Origin of the sequence: Rhizomicrobium sp. (assembly GCA_037200985.1) — a bacterium.
Lineage (GTDB): Bacteria > Pseudomonadota > Alphaproteobacteria > Micropepsales > Micropepsaceae > Rhizomicrobium.
Genome location: JBBCGJ010000001.1, coordinates 1,070,910 through 1,089,181 on the forward strand (window position 1 = coordinate 1,070,910; position 18,272 = coordinate 1,089,181).

Genomic DNA, 18,272 nt, shown 5'->3' on the forward strand with positions numbered 1-18,272 from the left:
CAGTCGCTGTCTACAGCAGCCCCGCATTGATCCTGAGCACGTCGACCTTGCTGATATAGCCGACCGGCTTCAGGTGCTTGTGCAGGATCAGCCCCTGCAGCTTCTCATTGGCCCACAGCTTGGCCTGGGCCTGGAAGGCGTTGTCGGTCTCGGCGATGGTGTCGTCGCGCGTCGCCCCGCCGAGCTCGCGCAGCACCGCGCAGTCGGCCGGCGCCTGCAGCACCTTGACGAGATATTTGTCGATCGCGTCCATCGCCTTCTCGCCGGTGAAATCCTTCACCGCCCGCTTGCCAGGGATATAGCCGATGAACGCGTCCTTCTCGTTCGACAGAAGGACGTGCTCGACATTGTAGGGCTTCAGCATCATGAAGAGCTGGTGCAGCGTCATCCACAGGAACGGCTTCTTGGCCGAGCCCTTGATCGAGACCACGATGGATTTGCGCATCTGCTCGGGCGGCGTCTTGAACGTGTCGCCGAAGCGCACGAAGATCTCGCCGATGGATTGTTCGGGACGCGCCGTGACCTGAAGCGTGTCCGCGCCGCGGAACGCGAAGACGTATTCCTTCGCCGGGTCCTCGTTCAGCACGATGCCCTGGCGCGCGTTGCGGAAGGCCGGCCGGTCCATCGCGACCAGCGCGAACACCGCGACGGCGCCCGCGAAGACGAAAGCCGCGCCCACCGCCACGACCACGTCCGGCCGCACGGGGATGCCGGCAGAGAGCGCGCCGAAATAGGCCCCGGCCAGCAACAGGCCCGCGCCGACGCCGATCAGGGCTGCAAGCAGCCTTTTCCACATGCCCCCATTCCCCTTGAGCCCGCTGGTGCGGACTTCCGGTTTGATGATAACTCAGGGCCCGGCGCCGGTCATGGCTTTTGTGCCAATGCGAGACAGGTGCGCAACCTAGGGATTTCAAGGACATGGCCAGTACAGACGTCGTCATCCTCGCGGGCGCCCGCACGCCCATGGGCAGTTTCCAGGGCGAGCTTTCCGGCCGCACCGCCCCCGAGCTCGGCGCCGCCGCCATCGGCGAAGCGGTGAAGCGCGCCGGCGTTGCCGCCGCCGACATCGACGAGACGGTGATGGGCTGCGTCCTGCCGGCCGGCCTCGGCCAGGCCCCGGCGCGCCAGGCGGCGGTCTATGCCGGCGTGCCGTTCGACGTGCCCGCCACCACGGTCAACAAGATGTGCGGTTCGGGGATGAAGGCGGTGATGATCGCCGCCGACCAGATCGCGGCCGGGCGTTCCGTGCTCGCCATCGCCGGCGGCATGGAGAGCATGTCGAACGCGCCTTATCTGCTGCCCAAGGCGCGCGCCGGCCTCAGGCTCGGCCATGGCGAGGTCAAGGATTCGATGTTCCTCGACGGGCTCGAGGATGCCTATGAGCACCGCCTGATGGGAAGCTTCGCCGAGGACGCTGCGCGCCATTATCAGTTCACCCGCGCCGAGCAGGACGCCTACGCCACCGAATCGCTACTGCGCGCCAAGCGCGCGCAGGACTCGGGCGCCTTTGCGGCGGAGATCGTCGCGGTGAAGGTGCCCGTGAAGGGCGGCGAGACGAATGTCGCGCTGGACGAGCAGCCCAAGACCGCCAAGCCCGAGAAGATCCCGACCTTGAGGCCGGCTTTCGCCAAGGACGGCACGGTGACGGCGGCGAATTCCTCTTCGATCAGCGACGGCGCCGCGGCGCTGATCCTGTCGAGCGCCGAGGAAGCCGAGCGGCGCGGCCTGAGGCCCATCGCGCGTATCGTGGCGCAGGCCAGCAATGCGCACGAGCCCAAATGGTTCACCACCGCGCCCGTCGGCGCGATCCAGAAGGTGCTCAAGGCCGCCGGCTGGAGCAAGGACGATGTCGACCTGTTCGAGATCAATGAGGCCTTCGCGGTCGTCGCGATGATCGCGATGCGCGACCTCGGCCTCGACCATGCGAAGGTCAATGTGAACGGCGGCGCCTGCGCGCTGGGCCATCCCATCGGCGCCAGCGGCGCGCGAATCATCGTGACGCTGCTGAACGCGCTCGAAGCGCGCGGCAAGACGCGCGGCGTGGCCGCGCTGTGCATCGGCGGCGGCGAAGCGACGGCGGTGGCGGTGGAGCGGCTTTAACCGCCGGACAAAAGCGAGGGGCGCGTGCTTACGGAGATCAATCTCGCGCTGACCGCGCTGGTGTTCGTCGCATTCGGCCTGTGGGGATTGCTCGCGCCGCGCAACATGGTCGGCAGCCTCGGCATCGCCTTCACCGCGCCTTCGGGCGTGACCGCGATCCGCGCTACGTATGGCGGCTTCCTGATCGGCTCAGGCCTCCTGTTCGGGCTCGCCGCCTGGGATCCGCGGATGCACGGTTTCGGGCTGGCCGCGCTCGGCATCGTCGTCGGCGCCATCCTGGCGTCGCGCCTGTTCGGGATGGTCGTGGATGGCGGGCGGGCGGCGATTCAGCTTACCTATGCCGGAATCGAGATCGCTTCGCTGATCTTCACCGGGCTCTGCCTGCACGTCGATTTTGGATGGATCGGATGACGGCCCTGAAATCCGCCTTGCACGTCGGCGATGCCGCTTTCAAATCCAACGCCGCCGCGATGGCCGCGCTGGTTGGCGAACTGCGCGACCGTCAGGCCGCCGCCGCGCTCGGCGGTGACGAGCGCGCGCGCAAGCGGCATACCGAGCGCGGCAAGCTGCTCCCGCGCGAGCGGGTCGAGCGCCTCATCGATCCCGGCTCGCCCTTCCTCGAACTGTCGCCGCTCGCCGCCTATGGCATGTACGAGGGTGATATCCACGGCGCCGGGATCATCACCGGCATCGGCCGGGTCTCGGGCCGCGAATGCGTCATCGTCTGCAACGACGCGACCATCAAGGGCGGCACCTATTATCCGGTCACCGTGAAGAAGCATCTGCGGGCGCAGGAGATCGCGCAGCAGAACCGGCTGCCCTGCATCTATCTGGTCGACTCGGGCGGCGCGAACCTGCCGAACCAGGCCGAGATATTCCCCGACCGCGACCATTTCGGCCGCATCTTCTTCAACCAGGCGAACATGAGCGCGGCGGGCATTCCGCAGATCGCTTCCGTGATGGGCTCCTGCACCGCGGGCGGCGCCTATGTCCCGGCGATGAGCGACGAGACGATCATCGTCAAGGGGCAGGGAACGATCTTCCTCGCCGGCCCGCCGCTGGTGAAGGCCGCCACCGGCGAGATCGTCACGGCGGAGGATCTCGGCGGCGCCGAGGTGCACGCCCGCCAGTCCGGCGTCGCCGACCACTACGCCAATGACGACCTCCATGCCCTCGCCATCGTCCGCCGCATCGTCGCCGGCCTGAACACGGCGAAGCAGCCGAACATCCCGCTCGCCCCACCCAGGCCGCCGGCCTACGAGACCGCCGAGCTCGACGGCATCGTGCCGCCTTCGCTGGCGGTGCAATACGACGCGCGCGAGATCATCGCGCGGCTGGTCGACGGCTCGCAGTTCGATGAGTTCAAGAAGCTCTACGGCACGACCATCGTCACCGGCTTCGCGCATCTGGAAGGCATTCCGGTCGGCATCGTCGCCAACAACGGCATCCTGTTCTCCGAGAGCGCGCTGAAGGCGGCGCATTTCATCGAGCTGTGCTGCCAGCGCAAAATCCCGCTCCTGTTCCTGCAGAACATCTCCGGCTTCATGGTGGGGCGAAAATACGAGGCCGGCGGCATCGCCAAGGACGGCGCCAAGATGGTGACCGCCGTCGCCAATGCGCAGGTGCCGAAGATCACCCTGATCGTCGGGGGCTCCTACGGCGCGGGCAATTACGGCATGTGCGGCCGCGCTTTCGGGCCGCGCTTCCTGTTCTCCTGGCCCAACAGCCGCATCTCCGTCATGGGCGGCGAGCAGGCCGCGAGCGTCCTCGCCACCGTCAACCGCGACGCCGACAAATGGACGCCCGAGCAGATGGAAGCCTTCAAGCAGCCGATCCGCGAGCGCTTCGAGGCCGAGGGCAGTCCCTACCACGCGACCGCCCGCCTCTGGGATGACGGCATCATCGAGCCGGCCGACACGCGCCGGGTGCTGGCGCTGGCGTTCAGCGCCTGTCTGAACGCGCCGGTCGAACCGACGAAGTTCGGCGTGTTCCGGATGTAGTGATGTTCAACGCACCGAAGATCGTCCTCAAATGGTCGTCGGGCGATGAAGATCGTTTAGGCCCATTCGTTGAGCAGTGCCTGCGTGAAGGCGTCAAGTTCGTCGGCGTCGTTGGACCCGGCTGCGCCCGTATCGAAGACCTCATCGATGAGCACGTCGTCGGCGACGGAAGTGACGACAAGCGATTCATTCTCACCTCGTCGCATCCCGACGAAACTCTTGAAGAGGCAATTGCCTTCGCTAAAATGCTCACCCAAGAATATGAAGGCGACGTCGAAGTCGTCGAACTGTGACGGATCATGGCCAAAACGGATTTTGGATCGTCAACCCGCCGACTTTTTGTCCGTGCTGCATGTCCTCGCTGAAGAACGTCGTGCAGTTCGCCTTTTGCGCCGCCGCGAGCAGCATCGAGTCGTAGATCGAGAAATTGTAGCGTTCCGCGATATCGAGGCCGAGTTCGTGCGTCGCGGTGTCCGCCACGACGACCGCACAGACACTCCGTATGGCCGTCAGGGATTTGCGCACATCGGACATTGGCCGGCCGAGCTTGCGCAACGCCACGGAGGCGAATTCGTCGAGCACCTGGACGCTGACAGTGCCGCCGCCCAACAGGAGCGCAGCCGCGCGCGCCGCCTTGGCCTGCTGGTTCGAGGCGCCATAGAGCAGGATATTGGAATCGAAAAAGTCAGCGACGCTCATTGGGATCGTCGAGGCGCCAGCCGCGCTCATGGGCTTCCTCGCGGCTGAACTTGTAATCTGCGGGAATTTCCCATTGCATCGAACGCAGCACTTTCAGCGCCGCCTCGCGCTTGCGTTGTCCTTCGCGCTCCACCACCAACGCCTTCTTGCCGCCGGCCGAGATTTCGACACGGTCGCCTTCTTTGAGGCCGAGCTTTTCCACCAGCGCCTTCGGCAGGCGCACCGCCAGGCTGTTTCCCCATTTGGCGATTTGCACGGCAACCTCGATGATATACAGTGGACAATGTATATCATTGCGCGCCGAATTTCAACATTTGGTTGACCCCATGACCGCCACCGCCAAACGCGCTTTCCCCGCCGCTCGGGCGCGCCGCTACCTGGAGCCCGGGCCGATCATCCTGATCAGCTCGGCGCACGAAGGCGAAACCGACATCATGACCTGCGGCTGGCACATGATGCTCGGCTACGACCGCATCGGCTGCTACATCTGGAACGCGAACCACAGCCACCGCCTGATCCGCGACAGCGGCGAATGCGCGATCAACATTCCGGCGGTCGATATCGCGCCCACCGTCGTGCGCATCGGCAATTGCTCGGGCCGCGACACCGACAAATTCGCCGCCTTCGCCCTCGCCAAGGAGAAGGGCCGCAAAGTCTCCGCGCCGCTCATCGCCGCCTGTCCCGTCAACCTCGAATGCCGTCTCGCCGACGACCGCCTGATCGACGACTACGAGCTGTTCGTCTTCGACGTCGTGGCTGCCCGCGCCGCCGCGACGCCCCGCTGGCCGAAGACCATCCACTATCGCGGCGACGGCGCGTTCATGGTAGCAGGCGCCGAGACGCGCAAATGGCGCAAGCTCTTCCGCCCCGCCATGCTGGAGGATCCATGATCGTCGTCGCCGGCCATGTCGTCGCCTCCGAAGCCAACCGCGCCGAGATGCTGCGCATCGCCCTCGAGCACGTCCACCGCTCCCGCACCGAGCCCGGCTGCATCGAGCACGGCGTCTATGTCGATGCCGAGAATCCGCTGAAGCTGCATTTCTTCGAGCGCTGGGCGGACGCGGCGGCGATCCGCGCCCATTTCGCCGTGCCGGAATCGCGCGCCTTCGCCAAGCGCCTGCGCAGCCTCGCCGCCGACCCCGGCACAATGCACGTCTTCGAAGCCGCGCCCGCGAAGCTCTGAGAGCCCGCAACCCTGCGGCGAGCGCGACTTGGCCTGCGAAACTTCCCCCAAAGTTCCGCGTTGTCCGCTAGAATACGGTAAACGGATGAGGGGACAGCCATGGATCAGATCACGCATTTCCTCAATGTTATCCTGAACTTCCTTCGTGAAGGCTACGACTCGGTGAACGCGGTCGAGGGCCTCGTCATCGCCCTCGTCGCCGCCATCGTCGCGCCGGCCTGGGACCGCATCTGGGCCGTGGCGCTCGGCGCCACGCTGGTCAACCTGATCGCCGACGTCCTCATCCCCGTCGTCGCCCGGCACGCCGCCTTCCGCCTGCCGCCGCTGATGGAGTTCGACTTCTGGCGCACCGCGGTCGCGCTCTATGTCGGCTATCTGATCGTCATCGCGGTCCTGATGTTCATCAAGCGGATGTTCCTCTCGCCGCCGGCGCACGCGCACTGAAAGGGACGGCGGTACTTATCCACAGTCGTTTCGCGCGCGTCTGATCGAGAGTATTTCGGCGCTGCGAACTGTGCTTAAACCCGCCCGATGTTCCGCTCCCTTCTGATTGCCAATCGCGGCGAGATCGCCGTCCGCGTCATCCGCACCGCCCGGCGCATGGGGCTGCGGACGGTGGCGGTCTATTCGGACGCCGACGCGCACGCCGCCCATGTCGCGCTGGCCGACAGCGCCCTGCGCATCGGCCCCGCCGCGCCGCGCGAATCCTATCTGAACATCGACGCGGTTCTGTCCGCCGCGCGCGAAGCGGGCGCCGAGGCGATCCATCCCGGCTACGGCTTCCTGTCGGAGAACGCCGCCTTCGCCGAAGCCTGCGCCGCCGCCGGCATCGTCTTCGTCGGCCCGCCGCCCGGCGCGATCCGCGCCATGGGCCTGAAAGACCGCGCCAAGGCGCTGATGGAGAAGGCCGGCGTGCCCGTAGTGCCCGGCTATCTGGGAGACGACCAGTCCGCCGAGCATCTCGCGAAAGAGGCGGCGCGTATCGGCTATCCCGTGCTGATCAAGGCGGTGGCCGGCGGCGGCGGCAAGGGCATGCGCAAGGTCGAGGGTGCCGCCGATTTCCCCGCCGCGCTGGCAAGCGCCCAGCGCGAAGCGAAGGGCGCCTTCGCCAACGACGCAGTGCTGATCGAGAAATACGTCACCCGCCCGCGCCACATCGAGGTCCAGGTCTTCGCCGACGCGCACGGCAACGCCGTCCATCTGTTCGAGCGCGATTGCTCGCTCCAGCGCCGCCACCAGAAGGTGATCGAGGAAGCGCCCGCGCCCGGCATGACGCCCGCCATCCGCGCCGCCATCGGCGCGATCGCCGTGACGGCCGCCCGCGCGGTCGATTATCGCGGCGCCGGCACCGTCGAGTTCATCGCCGACGCCTCCGAAGGCCTTCGCGCCGGCCGCATTTGGTTCATGGAGATGAACACGCGGCTGCAGGTCGAGCATCCCGTGACCGAGGCGATCACCGGCACCGATCTCGTCGAATGGCAGCTCCGCGTCGCCGCCGGCGAGCGGCTTCCGAAACGGCAGCCCGATCTCGCCATCGCCGGCCACGCCGTCGAGGCCCGCCTTTATGCAGAAGACCCGCAGAACGGCTTCCTGCCCTCCATCGGCACGCTGGAGCGCCTGCGCTTTCCGCAGGGCGTGCGTATCGACAGCGGCGTGCGCGAGGGCGACGCGGTGACACCGTTCTACGATCCGATGATCGCCAAGGTGGTCGCGCACGGCCCGACCCGCGATGACGCGATTGAGACGCTCGCGGCGGCTCTGGACGCCACGCAGATCGCCGGCCTGAAGACCAACAACGCGTTCCTGGCCCGCGCCCTCCGCGAACCCGACTTCCGCGCCGGCGACATCGATACGGCCTTTATCGAGCGGCACATCGACCGCCTCGTTCCGCCGGCGACCCTGCCGCCGCGCATACTTTCGGCCGCCGCCGATTTCGTCGTCCGCGAGCACGCGTCCGACAGCACCGATCCCTGGGCCGCGCGCGACGGCTTCCGCCTCGGCGGTGCCAAGGTCCCTCGCATCGCCTTTGCCGTCGACGGCAAGCCCGTGCTGGCCGAGGCTCAGGCCCTGGCGGACGCGAACACGCTCCGCCTCGCCAGCGGCGCCATCGCTGTGATGGAAAAGGGCGAGACCTATGTGCTGCGCGAATACGATCCCTTCGACGCCGCCGATGCCGCCGGCGCCGCCACCGACCGCGTCGTGACGCCGATGCCGGGCAAGATCATCCAGGTCCTCGTCAAGTCCGGCGACGCGGTGAAGCCGGGCCAGCCGCTCGCCGTCCTCGAAGCGATGAAGATGGAGCACACGCTGTCCGCGCCGGGTGCCGCGACCGTCGAGGCGGTGGCGGTCGCGGTCGGCGACCAGGTGGGCGAGGGTACGCTCGTGGTGCGCTTCGTCGCGGAGAAGGCTGCGTGACGCTGCACATCCTCAAGCTCTGCGTCGGCGTCGAGACGGTTGAGGAGCTGGCGCGATGGCAGGCCGGCCGCGTCCGCGACCAGAAGAAGCGCGGCGTGAAGACCCCCGAGCTGATCCACGTCACCCGCATGATGCCCAAGCGCAAGGACGAGATCCTCGACGGCGGCTCGCTCTACTGGGTGATCAAGGGCCAGATCGCGGTGCGCCAGACGCTGCTCGACATCCGCCGCGTGACCAAGAACGGCACGCCGCATTGCGGCCTGGTCTACGCGCCCGAGCTGGTGCCGGTGCGCCGCCGCGCCCATCGCGCCTTCCAGGGCTGGCGCTATCTTCCCGCGAAGGACGCCCCGCCCGACGCGCGCGGCGCCAAGGGCCTCGAAAAGCTTCCCGAGCGATTGCAAGCCGAACTGGTCGAATTGGGACTGCTGTAACGCCGCCGGCGGTTCACACCGCCATGTTGTCGATCAACCGCGTCGCGCCGATCTTCGCCGCCGCGAGAATCCGCGCCGGCCGGTCGAGGCTTTCGATCGTCTCCAGGCTCGCCGCGTCGCGGATCGCGACATAGTCGACGGAGTCGAATCCCGCCTCCAGCAGGTCGCTGCGCCCGAACTGCTCCACCACCGCGACGCCGTCGCCGCGCTTCAGCCGCGCGATCGCATCGCGCAGCACGAGATTGAGCCGGCCGGCGATCCGGCGCTGCCCGGGGTCCAGATAGGCATTCCGCGACGACATCGCGAGCCCGTCGGCCTCGCGGATGATCGGCGCCCCGGCGATCTCGATCGGCAGGCCGAGATCGGTGGTCAGGCGGCGGATGACCAGAAGCTGCTGGTAGTCTTTCTCGCCGAAGATCGCGACATCGGGCATCGCCGCGATCAGGAGCTTGGACACCACCGTCGCGACGCCGGAGAAGAAATGCGGCCGGAAATCGGTTTCGAGGCCGCGCGCCGGCCCGCCCACCTCGATCCGGGTCGCGAAGCCCGCCGGGTACATCTCCGCGACCGACGGCGCGAAAATCAGGTCGAGCGCGACCCCGCCGAGCTTGGCGGCATCGCTGATCAGGTCGCGCGGATAGCGGTCGAAATCTTCGTGCGGCGCGAACTGCGCCGGGTTTACAAAGATGCTGGCCACGCTCCTGTCGGCGCGGCTTTGTGTCTCGCGCACCAGCGACAGATGGCCGTCATGCAGCGCGCCCATGGTCGGCACCAGGCCGATGCGGGCGCCGTCGTGGCGCCATCCGGCGATCCGGTCGCGCAGCGCGGCGATGGTCTCCACGATCTCGGGCGTTTTCATCGCGCGAACATAGCGCGCCGGGCGGGGGCCGCGCTACAATCCTCCGCCACCCGAACCGACATCCCCATGACGCCGCTGCGCGACGCAATCTCAGCCGCCTATCTCGCCGACGAAGACGCCGTCGTGGACCGGCGCATCGCCCAGGCCACGCTCTCGCCCGCCGAGGCAGGGCAGACCGCGCGCGTCGCCGCCGATCTGGTCGCCCGCATCCGCAAGGACTCGGCCAAGGCCGGCGGCATCGACGCCTTCATGCGCGAATATGCACTCTCCAGCGAGGAGGGCGTTGCCCTGATGTGCCTGGCCGAGGCGCTGCTGCGGGTCCCCGACGCCGAGACCGCCGACAAGCTGATCCGCGACAAGATCGGCGGCGCGCAATGGGACCGCCATCGCGCCAAGTCGGACTCGCTGTTCGTCAACGCCTCGACCTGGGCGCTGATGCTGACGGGCCGCATCGTCCGCCTGGACGAGACCTCGAAATGGGATTTCGACGGCATCTTCAGGAAGCTCGTCGCGCGCTCGGGCGAGCCGGTGATCCGCCAGGCCGTCACCTATGCGATGCGCATTCTCGGCCGCCAATTCGTGCTCGGCCGCACCATCGGCGAGGCGCTGAAAGAGGCGAAGCCGCTGGCCGACAAGGGCTACCGCTTCTCCTTCGACATGCTGGGCGAGGCCGCCTACACCAAGGCCGACGCGGCACGCTACGCGCGGTCCTATCGCGATGCCCTCGATGTCATCGCCGCGACGACCCCGAAGGATTCCCGCGCGATCTTCGAGCGGCCCAGCCTGTCGGTGAAGCTCTCGGCGCTCCATCCGCGCTACGAATGGGTCAAGCGCGAGCGCGTCTTCGCCGAGCTGATGCCCGTCGTGCTGGCGCTGGGCGCGCAGGCCCGCGCCGCGGACATCGCGCTCACCGTCGACGCGGAAGAGGCCGAGCGCCTCGACCTGATGCTCGACCTGTTCGAGGCTTTCGGGGAAGCGCCCGAGTTGCGCGGCTGGGACGGTCTCGGCCTCGCGGTGCAGGCCTATCAGAAGCGCGCCATGCCGGTGCTCGACTGGCTGATCGATCTGGCGCGGCGCCAGGGCCGGCGCATTCCGGTGCGTCTGGTGAAAGGCGCCTATTGGGACAGCGAGATCAAGCGCGGCCAGGAGATGGGCCTCGACGACTACCCGGTGTTCACGCGCAAGGCCGCGACGGACACGTCCTATCTCGCCTGCGCGCGCGTCATGCTCGGCGCCGGCGCCGCGCTCTATCCGCAATTCGCCACCCACAACGCCCATTCGCTCGCCGCCATCGACGCGCTGGCCGGCGGGCGGCGCGACTTCGAATATCAGCGCCTGCACGGCATGGGCGAGGCGCTGCACGAGATCCACCGCGAGCTGGGCGGCGTGCCGACGCGCATCTACGCGCCGGTCGGCAGCCATGAGGACCTGCTGGCCTATCTCGTGCGCCGCCTCTTGGAAAACGGCGCCAACACCTCTTTCGTGAACCGCCTGGCCGACGACGACGCGCCGGTCGAAGACATCGTCGCCGATCCCGTGGCGCAGATCGCCGCCGCCCATCCGCATCGCAATCCCCGGATCGCGCTGCCGAAGGACATCCTGGGCGACCGCAAGAACTCGCATGGCTTTCTGTTCAGCGATCCGAAAGTCAGCGAGCCGCTGCTGTCGCGGATCGAGGACATATTGCAAACCCGCCACGACGCGGCGCCCGTCATCGGCGGCGCGGTGTGCGGCGGCGCGCCGGCCGAGATTCGCGATCCCGCGGATCGCCGCCGGATCGTCGGCACGGTCCTCGAAACCGCCTCGGACGACGCACGCGCCGCGCTGGCCTTGGCGCACAAGGCGCAGGCCGATTGGGACGCCTTGGGCGGCAAGGTCCGCGCCGGCATCCTCTACCGCGCCGCCGATCTCTTCGAGAAGAACCGCCCGCTCCTGATGGCGCTGGCGGTGCGCGAAGCGGGCAAGACGCTGCCCAACGCGCTGGGCGAAGTGCGCGAAGCCGTCGATTTCCTGCGTTACTACGCGACCCGCGCCGCCGCGACGTTCGAAGAGCCTTTGCGCCTGCCCGGGCCGACCGGCGAGTCGAACGAGCTGACCCTGCACGGCCGCGGCGTCTTCGCCTGCATCAGTCCGTGGAATTTCCCGCTGTCGATCTTCGCCGGCCAAGTCGCCGGGGCGCTCGCCGCCGGCAATGGCGTGCTGGCCAAGCCCGCCGAGCAGACCCCGCTGATCGCCGCCGCCGCCGTCCGGCTGCTGCACGAGGCCGGCGTGCCAGCCAATGTGCTCCACCTGTTGCCCGGCGACGGCCCGCGCATCGGCAAGGTGCTGTTCGCCGATCCGCGCCTTGCCGGCGTCGCCTTCACCGGCTCGACCGACGCCGCCAACGCCATCAACCGGGCGCTCGCCGCGCGCAGCGGTCCCATCGCCACGCTGATCGCCGAGACCGGCGGACAGAACGCGATGATCGTGGATTCGACCGCGCTGCCGGAGCAGGTCGCGCGCGACGCGCTGGCCTCGGCCTTCGACAGCGCCGGCCAGCGCTGCTCGGCCCTGCGCGTGCTGTTCGTGCAGGACGACGTCGCCGACAAGATGCTCGACATCCTGCTGGGCGCGATGGACGAATTGAAGATCGGCGATCCCTTGCGCCTCGACACCGATATCGGCCCCGTGATCGACGAGGCCGCCCGCGAAATGCTCGAAACCCATGCGGCGCGGATGGCGCGCGAGGCCAAGCTGCTGCGCAAGCTCGCCGTGCCGCCGGAATTGTCGAACGGCATCTTCTTCGCGCCGCACGCCTTCGAGCTCGATTCCCTCGACCAATTGAAGCGCGAAGTGTTCGGGCCGGTGCTGCATGTGATCCGCTATTCCGCCGACAGCCTCGGCAAGGTGTGCCACGCGATCAACGCGACGGCGTTCGGGCTGACGCTCGGCATCCACAGCCGGATCGAGGAGACCGCCGATTTCGTCCGCGCCCGCGTCCGCGTCGGCAACCTCTACGTCAACCGCAACCAGATCGGCGCCGTGGTCGGCGTCCAGCCCTTCGGCGGCGAGGGCCTGTCCGGCACAGGCCCCAAGGCCGGCGGCCCGCACTACCTGCCGCGCTTCGCCCTGGAGCGCACCTATACCGTCAACACCGCCGCCGCCGGCGGCAATACGGCGCTGCTCAGTTCGTCGTAGGACCGCGGCAAGGCGCGCGGCCTTCGCTTGCATGCCGGCGATCCCGGTGTTAAATACTGAACCAGATGGTTCAGTATAGCCAAACCCGCTTCGATGTATCGTTCGCCGCGCTCTCGGACGCCACAAGGCGCGGCGTTCTGGAGCAGCTCGGCCGCGCGGACGCCTCGATCACGGACCTTGCCGAGAAATTCCACATGACCCTCACGGGCATGAAGAAGCATGTCGGCGTCCTGGAGCGGGCAGGGCTCGTCATCACGGAAAAGGTCGGGCGCGTGCGGACCTGCAGGCTCGGCCTGCGCCGGCTGGAGGAAGAGGCGGCGTGGATCGAAGGGTGCCGCCGGCTCTGGGAGGCGCGCTTCGACGCGCTGGACAAGGTTGTCGAGGATCTGAAACGGAAGGAGAAGGCCGATGGACGCAAAAGGGAAGAGTGAGCCCAACCGCACGAAGAATCCCACGACGGTGGAACGGACGTCCGAGCGCGAGGTCGTCACGACGCGAACCTTCAACGGCCCGGTACGCATCGTGTTCGCGGCGTGGACCCGGCCCGAACTGCTCAAGCAATGGTGGGCGCCGACGTCGTTCGGAGTGACCTTCATGTCCTGCGAGGCCGATGTTCGTACGGGGGGCACCTACCGCTTCGTGTTCGGCCACCCTGCCTCGGAGCAGCCCATGGCGTTCTTCGGCCGGTACCTCGAAGTGACGCCGAACGCCCGCCTCGTCTGGACGAATGACGAGGGCGGCGAAGGCGGGGCCGTCACCACGGTGACCTTCGAAGAACGCGGTGCCGACACCCTGGTCGTCATGCGCGACCTCTATCCCTCGAAGGAGGCTCTCGACGAAGCCATCGCCTCCGGGAGCATGGGTGGGTACGACGAGACGTTCGCGCAACTGGACGATCTTCTCGTCACGCTGGGCGCGAGTTCGGGACGTCCGTAACGTCGTCTCTTGCATGGAACGGCGTCGACCGGTCGACTTTGCCCTTCCGGGTCCCTAAGGCTTGGAATCGGCGCCGCCAATGCCGACATTGGGGGGCGGAGGGACGTCTATGGCCAGCGACAATCTTCCGGCAAAGCCGTCGTCGAAGGGCGACATCGACGCCTTCCTCGGCCGCGCCGCCAGGCTGCCCAGCCTCGCCCAGACCAAGGGCCGCCTGATCTTCGCCATCGACGCCACGATGAGCCGCCAGCCGACCTGGGCCAAGGCGACCGAGATCCAAAGCGACATGTTCGCGGTCGCGCAATCCATCGGCGGCCTGGCGGTGCAGCTCGTCTATTTCCGCGGCCACGAATTCCGCGCCAGCGACTGGACCCCGTCGGCCACCGTGCTCGCGAACCGTATGCGCGACGTGACCTGCCGCAGCGGCTTCACCCAGCTCTGCCGCGTCCTCGCCCATGCCGCGTCCGAGGCGGGTCGGACCAAGGTCGGCGCACTGGTCTATGTCGGCGACGCCTTCGAGGAGAACCCCGATGCCGCGGCCGCCGAGGCGGCCAGGCTCGCGCTTCTCGGCGTTCCCGCCTTCATGTTCCACGAGGGCGACGATCCCCATGCCGGCGCCGTCTTCCGCGACATCGCCCGCCTGACCAAGGGCATCTACGCCCGCTTCGATGCCGGCGCCGCCAAGCAGCTCCGCGAACTTCTCATGGCCGCGGCGATCTACGCCACCGGCGGCGCCGTCGCGTTGCGCGAGCACGCGCGCAAGACGGGCGGCGAATTGCTGCGCATCGCCGACCAGATGGACCGCAAATAGATGGGCGAGTTCCTGCTCGGCGCCGTCGTCCTGGTGCTTCTGATCCTGCTGCTGCGCGCCTTCGCGGGCGCCAACCCGACCGCCCTGGCGAAGGGCCTGCGCTATGCCGGCGCCGGCGTTCTCGCCGCTCTGGCCGTCGGCCTCTTCTTCCTCGACCGCCCGGCGGTCGCCGTGTTCGTCGCGAGCGCCGCCTGGGGCGTTTTCACCGGCGGCCGTGCCTGGCCCGGCGGCTGGCCGCATCTCGGCCGCAAGTCCGCGTCGTCGCGCGGCCGGACGACGAGCGTGCGCACGTCCTGGCTGGAGATGGAGCTCGACCATGACAGCGGCGAGATGCGCGGCACGGTCCTGCGCGGCGCCCATGCCGGAAAACGCCTCGACGAACTCGACAAGAAAGCCTTGTCCGATCTCTACGCCGAAGCCGCTTCGGACGATGCGGAAACCAGACGGCTGCTGGAAGCGTGGCTCGACCGCGCCTTCGGCCCCGACTGGCGCCAGGATTTCGAACCGTCCCAGCCGCCGCCCGAACGCGCCACGACCGGCATGACGCGCGCCGAAGCCCTGAAGGTTCTCGGCCTGACCGACGGCGCGACGGAAGAGGACATCCGCGCCGCGCATCGCCGGCTGATGCTGCAGAACCATCCCGACCGCGGCGGCTCGGACTATCTCGCCTCGAAGATCAACGAAGCCAAGGACGTCCTGCTCGGGACCTAACGCGACGACGCCAGCACGGTGAAGCAGGTCTGGCCGCGCTGGGTCAGCCGCGAGCAGACTTCCCGCGCCTCGCGCTCCACGAAGGGCCCGAACCGCGCGCGGTAGAGCGTGTGGCCGTCGACCCCGGTGAAGGGGATCACCACGCGCGCCGCCTGGCCCAGGATGTCCATCGACTTCTCGGCATAGGAGGCAAGCTGGCCGCGCGCCTGGTTGATGTCGGCGAAGGCGCCGATCTGGATCGTCCAGGCCTTGGGTCCCATGACGACCGGCGTTCCGGCATCGCCGATATCGCCCTCGCCGATGTCGCTGCGCAGCCGCGCGGCCGGCTTGGCGGTCGGCACGATGGCGGCCGCGACCTGCACCGGCTTCGGCTTGACGACCGGCAGGTCGGCGGCGGCGACGACGATCTCCGGCGGCTTCGCCTTGGGCCTGGGCGCGTTGGTCACCCGGATCGGCTTCTGGACGACAGGCGGCGCCGGAGCGACACGCTGCGGCGGAGGCGGGGCGAGGGCGACGCGCTGCGGCGGCGCCTGCGGCGCCGGCTGGTAGACCGGCGCGGGCGCCGCCTGGGCCACGACGGGCGCGGTGTTCGGACGCGGCGGCGGCGGGGCCGCGATCACATTGGCGTCGTCGTCCTGGTCGGCGGTCGCGGCGGCCTCGGCGCTCTCCTCGTCGTCGGCGGCGGCCGGCGCGACGTCCAGGGTCGCGACCACGGGCGGCGCGTTCACCGCCACATTGCGCCACGGAACGCCCGCATGGGCGACCAGCGCCGGATTGACCGCGATTCGCCCGAAGGCGTCGTCGAGCAGATGGATCATTTCGAGGTCGCGGCGATGCGCGGTGCGCCCGCCCATGACGACGCCGATCACATGCGTTCCGTTGCGCACCACCGACGACACGAGGTTGAAGCCCGACATGCCGGTGTAGCCGGTCTTGATGCCGTCGGCGCCGTCGTAACGGCCGATCAGGTTGTCATGGGTGACGTAGTTGGTGCCGCGGAAGGTGAACCCCGGCGTCGCGAAATAGGGGAAATACTGCGGAAAATCATAGGCGAGGTGCCGCGCCAGCACGAGAAGGTCGCTGGCGGTCGTGATCTGGAGCGGATCGGGCAGGCCGGACGCGTTGTGGTAGAACGTGTCGCGCATGCCGAGCGCCCGCGCCTTGGCGGTCATCAGCTCGGCGAAATGGCCTTCGGTGCCGCCCAGCGCCTCGCCGATCGCCACTGCGACGTCGTTCGCCGAGCGCACGACGATCGCCTTGATCGCGGTATCGACCGGGATCATGTCGCCGGCATAGAGGTGCAGGTTGGTCGGGTGCTGGCTGGCCGCATGCTCCGAGATCGGCAGCAGGGTCTGCATGTTGACGTCGCCGCGCTTCAGCGCCTCGAACAGCAGGTACAGCGTCATCATCTTGGTCAGCGAAGCGGGATGGCGCTCGGCATAGGCGTTGCGGGCATAGAGCACCCGGCCGGTCTCGCCGTCGGCGATCAGCGCGGCGTCCTTGGCCGGGTCGGTCGCGCCTGCGGCGATCGGGATGCGCGCGCGGGCGCCGCCCCGGTGGTGATGCCCCCGGGCGAGGGTCGGATCGGTGCCTGCCACCAAGGCAAGTCCCAGGATTCCCGCCGCGAACAGCGTCCGCACGAGCGCGCCAAAGACGGCGCGCGGCTGTTCAGACATCACAGCCCCATTTCGTTAGTGTCGGCGCCCCAAACAGGATCGATAAGACCAAATCAAAGCTCCCATCGCAACCGCTAATGATCGTAGGAAGGCCCCATTTACGAAGCGTTAACGCTCCGGTCCATAAGGGTTATTTCCCCTCCGTATGGAACCCTAGGTGCAGTGCAGCATTCCTCTTGACAGAATCGCTGTTGCACTGCATATAACTCATGTTGCACCGCAACAAGGCCGCCTGGCCGAACGACGGTGCGCCATGAACCTTACGAGGAGTAACCATTATGGCGAAAGCAAAAACGGCCGGCGAGAAGCTCAACGGCACGACCGAGACCATCGAGACCGCGTTCAAGACCGGCACCGAGGCGATCAAGGCGAATTTCGAGAAGGCCGTGAAGAACTACGACCAGCTCCTGGGCTTTTCCAAGGACACGGTCGAGGCCTATGTGAAAGCCGCGAACGTCGCCGGCAAGGGCGCCGAGTCGCTGCACAACGAAATCTATTCCTTCTCCAAGCAGTCGATCGAAGGCTCGATCGCCAACGCGAAGGCCCTGATGGCCTCCAAGTCGGCGCATGAGGCGTTCGAGCTGCAGACCGGCTTCGCGAAGTCGGCGTTCGAATCCTACATCAGCGAGATGACGAAGCTCGGCGAGCTCATGGTCGCCACCTCCAAGGAAACCTTCGAGCCGATTCAGGGCCGCGTCCAGGCCTGGGTCGATGTCGTGCAGAGCGCGCGCGCGGCCTGATCCGCCTCGAAAAGCTGTAAAGCGTCTGGAAGAGCCCGGGAGCGATCCCGGGCTCTTTCGTTTTCGCGCCGCCGCCGCGGCAGTAACCGCGCCGGCTTTGGGTGCTTTATGGGGGCTTTGCACGGCCCTCTTATGGAATAGGATAGGCCTCCCTATATTCGGTCTATGATACGGCGACATGAAAGACGGACGTGACGGGCGAGGCCAGGGCGGCCAGGGAACACGCGACGGTGACGGCGCCGGCACGGGCATCGTCACGAAGACGCGCCCCAAGACCAAGAAGCCGAGCATGTACAAGGTGCTCCTGCTCAACGACGACTACACGCCGATGGAGTTCGTCGTCCACATCCTGGAGAAGATCTTCAACAAGAGCCGCGAGCAGGCCGTCGAGATTATGCTCCACGTCCACCGCCACGGCGTCGGCATCTGCGGCGTTTTCACCTATGATGTCGCCGAAACCAAGGTCGCGCAGGTCATTGAATTCGCCCGCCGCCACCAGCATCCTCTGCAATGCACCATGGAGAAGGAGTAGCG

General features: G+C 67.7%; 21 protein-coding genes. 16 read left to right on the plus strand and 5 right to left on the minus strand.

Annotated features, from left to right (window positions below):
* Positions 1-10: 10 nt before the first annotated feature.
* Positions 11-796 (minus strand): hypothetical protein, encoded by a 786-nt coding sequence (locus WDN01_05030; GenBank protein ID MEJ0025372.1) that lies wholly within the window; start codon positions 794-796, stop codon positions 11-13.
* A 122-nt stretch (positions 797-918) separates the two neighbouring features.
* Here WDN01_05030 and WDN01_05035 point away from each other — a divergent pair, with 122 nt between their 5' ends.
* Genes WDN01_05035 through WDN01_05050 form a run of 4 tightly spaced genes read left to right on the plus strand, consistent with a single transcriptional unit; the run spans position 919 to position 4,393 of the window.
* The gene (locus WDN01_05035) at positions 919-2,100 is read left to right on the plus strand and encodes a thiolase family protein (protein ID MEJ0025373.1); all 1,182 of its coding nucleotides are present in this window, start codon (positions 919-921) and stop codon (positions 2,098-2,100) included.
* Between the two features lie 24 nt (positions 2,101-2,124).
* The gene (locus WDN01_05040) at positions 2,125-2,511 is read left to right on the plus strand and encodes a DUF4345 family protein (GenBank protein ID MEJ0025374.1); all 387 of its coding nucleotides are present in this window, start codon (positions 2,125-2,127) and stop codon (positions 2,509-2,511) included.
* Positions 2,508-4,100 carry a carboxyl transferase domain-containing protein gene (locus tag WDN01_05045; GenBank protein ID MEJ0025375.1) on the plus strand — a complete coding sequence of 531 codons (1,593 nt, stop codon included), beginning with the start codon at positions 2,508-2,510 and terminating at the stop codon, positions 4,098-4,100. Before WDN01_05040 ends, WDN01_05045 begins: the two co-directional genes overlap by 4 nt.
* A gap of 2 nt (positions 4,101-4,102) precedes the next feature.
* Complete coding sequence (locus WDN01_05050) at positions 4,103-4,393, plus strand: hypothetical protein (protein ID MEJ0025376.1); 291 nt, start codon at positions 4,103-4,105, stop codon at positions 4,391-4,393.
* Positions 4,394-4,397: 4 nt separating this feature from the next.
* Here the strand turns inward: WDN01_05050 and WDN01_05055 are convergent, their stop codons facing one another.
* The gene (locus WDN01_05055) at positions 4,398-4,799 is read right to left on the minus strand and encodes a PIN domain-containing protein (GenBank protein MEJ0025377.1); all 402 of its coding nucleotides are present in this window, start codon (positions 4,797-4,799) and stop codon (positions 4,398-4,400) included.
* Positions 4,786-5,055, minus strand: a complete 270-nt coding sequence (locus WDN01_05060; protein MEJ0025378.1) for an AbrB/MazE/SpoVT family DNA-binding domain-containing protein — start codon at positions 5,053-5,055, stop codon at positions 4,786-4,788. The genes WDN01_05055 and WDN01_05060 overlap by 14 nt, the downstream gene beginning before the upstream one ends.
* Positions 5,056-5,125: 70 nt before the next feature.
* On the opposite strand from WDN01_05060, the gene WDN01_05065 reads away from it, so the two are divergent.
* The 5 genes from WDN01_05065 (at position 5,126) to WDN01_05085 (ending at position 8,828) form a co-directional block, all read left to right on the plus strand.
* On the plus strand, positions 5,126-5,689 hold the full coding sequence (locus tag WDN01_05065) for a flavin reductase family protein (protein MEJ0025379.1): 564 nt from the start codon (positions 5,126-5,128) through the stop codon (positions 5,687-5,689).
* Positions 5,686-5,982, plus strand: a complete 297-nt coding sequence (locus WDN01_05070; protein ID MEJ0025380.1) for a putative quinol monooxygenase — start codon at positions 5,686-5,688, stop codon at positions 5,980-5,982. Before WDN01_05065 ends, WDN01_05070 begins: the two co-directional genes overlap by 4 nt.
* Before the next feature lie 99 nt (positions 5,983-6,081).
* Positions 6,082-6,426, plus strand: coding sequence for a hypothetical protein (locus tag WDN01_05075; GenBank protein MEJ0025381.1), 345 nt, complete (start codon positions 6,082-6,084; stop codon positions 6,424-6,426).
* 87 nt (positions 6,427-6,513) lie between these two features.
* Positions 6,514-8,397: a biotin carboxylase N-terminal domain-containing protein gene (locus WDN01_05080; protein ID MEJ0025382.1), complete on the plus strand. Its 1,884-nt coding sequence runs from the start codon at positions 6,514-6,516 to the stop codon at positions 8,395-8,397.
* Positions 8,394-8,828 (plus strand): DUF1489 domain-containing protein, encoded by a 435-nt coding sequence (locus tag WDN01_05085; GenBank protein MEJ0025383.1) that lies wholly within the window; start codon positions 8,394-8,396, stop codon positions 8,826-8,828. The genes WDN01_05080 and WDN01_05085 overlap by 4 nt, the downstream gene beginning before the upstream one ends.
* Before the next feature lie 13 nt (positions 8,829-8,841).
* On the opposite strand, the gene panC is transcribed toward WDN01_05085, so the two are convergent.
* Positions 8,842-9,687, minus strand: coding sequence for a pantoate--beta-alanine ligase (gene panC / locus WDN01_05090; protein ID MEJ0025384.1), 846 nt, complete (start codon positions 9,685-9,687; stop codon positions 8,842-8,844).
* A gap of 66 nt (positions 9,688-9,753) precedes the next feature.
* On the opposite strand from panC, the gene putA reads away from it, so the two are divergent.
* The 5 genes from putA (at position 9,754) to WDN01_05115 (ending at position 15,322) form a co-directional block, all read left to right on the plus strand.
* A complete protein-coding gene (putA, locus tag WDN01_05095) occupies positions 9,754-12,864 on the plus strand; it encodes a bifunctional proline dehydrogenase/L-glutamate gamma-semialdehyde dehydrogenase PutA (protein ID MEJ0025385.1) in 3,111 nt (1,036 codons plus the stop codon).
* Between the two features lie 65 nt (positions 12,865-12,929).
* Entirely contained in the window at positions 12,930-13,295 is a 366-nt protein-coding gene (locus WDN01_05100; GenBank protein MEJ0025386.1) for a metalloregulator ArsR/SmtB family transcription factor, read from the plus strand.
* A complete protein-coding gene (locus tag WDN01_05105; protein MEJ0025387.1) occupies positions 13,273-13,800 on the plus strand; it encodes an SRPBCC family protein in 528 nt (175 codons plus the stop codon). The genes WDN01_05100 and WDN01_05105 overlap by 23 nt, the downstream gene beginning before the upstream one ends.
* Positions 13,801-13,909: 109 nt before the next feature.
* Entirely contained in the window at positions 13,910-14,611 is a 702-nt protein-coding gene (locus tag WDN01_05110; protein MEJ0025388.1) for a hypothetical protein, read from the plus strand.
* The gene (locus WDN01_05115; GenBank protein ID MEJ0025389.1) at positions 14,612-15,322 is read left to right on the plus strand and encodes a DnaJ domain-containing protein; all 711 of its coding nucleotides are present in this window, start codon (positions 14,612-14,614) and stop codon (positions 15,320-15,322) included. It abuts the gene before it with no gap.
* Here the strand turns inward: WDN01_05115 and WDN01_05120 are convergent.
* Positions 15,319-16,998: an SPOR domain-containing protein gene (locus WDN01_05120; protein MEJ0025390.1), complete on the minus strand. Its 1,680-nt coding sequence runs from the start codon at positions 16,996-16,998 to the stop codon at positions 15,319-15,321. The two genes, WDN01_05115 and WDN01_05120, sit on opposite strands and share 4 nt — an antisense overlap.
* A 278-nt stretch (positions 16,999-17,276) precedes the next feature.
* Between WDN01_05120 and WDN01_05125 the strand changes: the two genes are divergently transcribed.
* Together WDN01_05125 and clpS are read left to right on the plus strand one after the other, a co-directional pair.
* Complete coding sequence (locus WDN01_05125) at positions 17,277-17,738, plus strand: phasin family protein (GenBank protein ID MEJ0025391.1); 462 nt, start codon at positions 17,277-17,279, stop codon at positions 17,736-17,738.
* A 178-nt stretch (positions 17,739-17,916) separates the two neighbouring features.
* Entirely contained in the window at positions 17,917-18,270 is a 354-nt protein-coding gene (gene clpS, locus WDN01_05130; GenBank protein MEJ0025392.1) for an ATP-dependent Clp protease adapter ClpS, read from the plus strand.
* Positions 18,271-18,272: the final 2 nt, after the last annotated feature.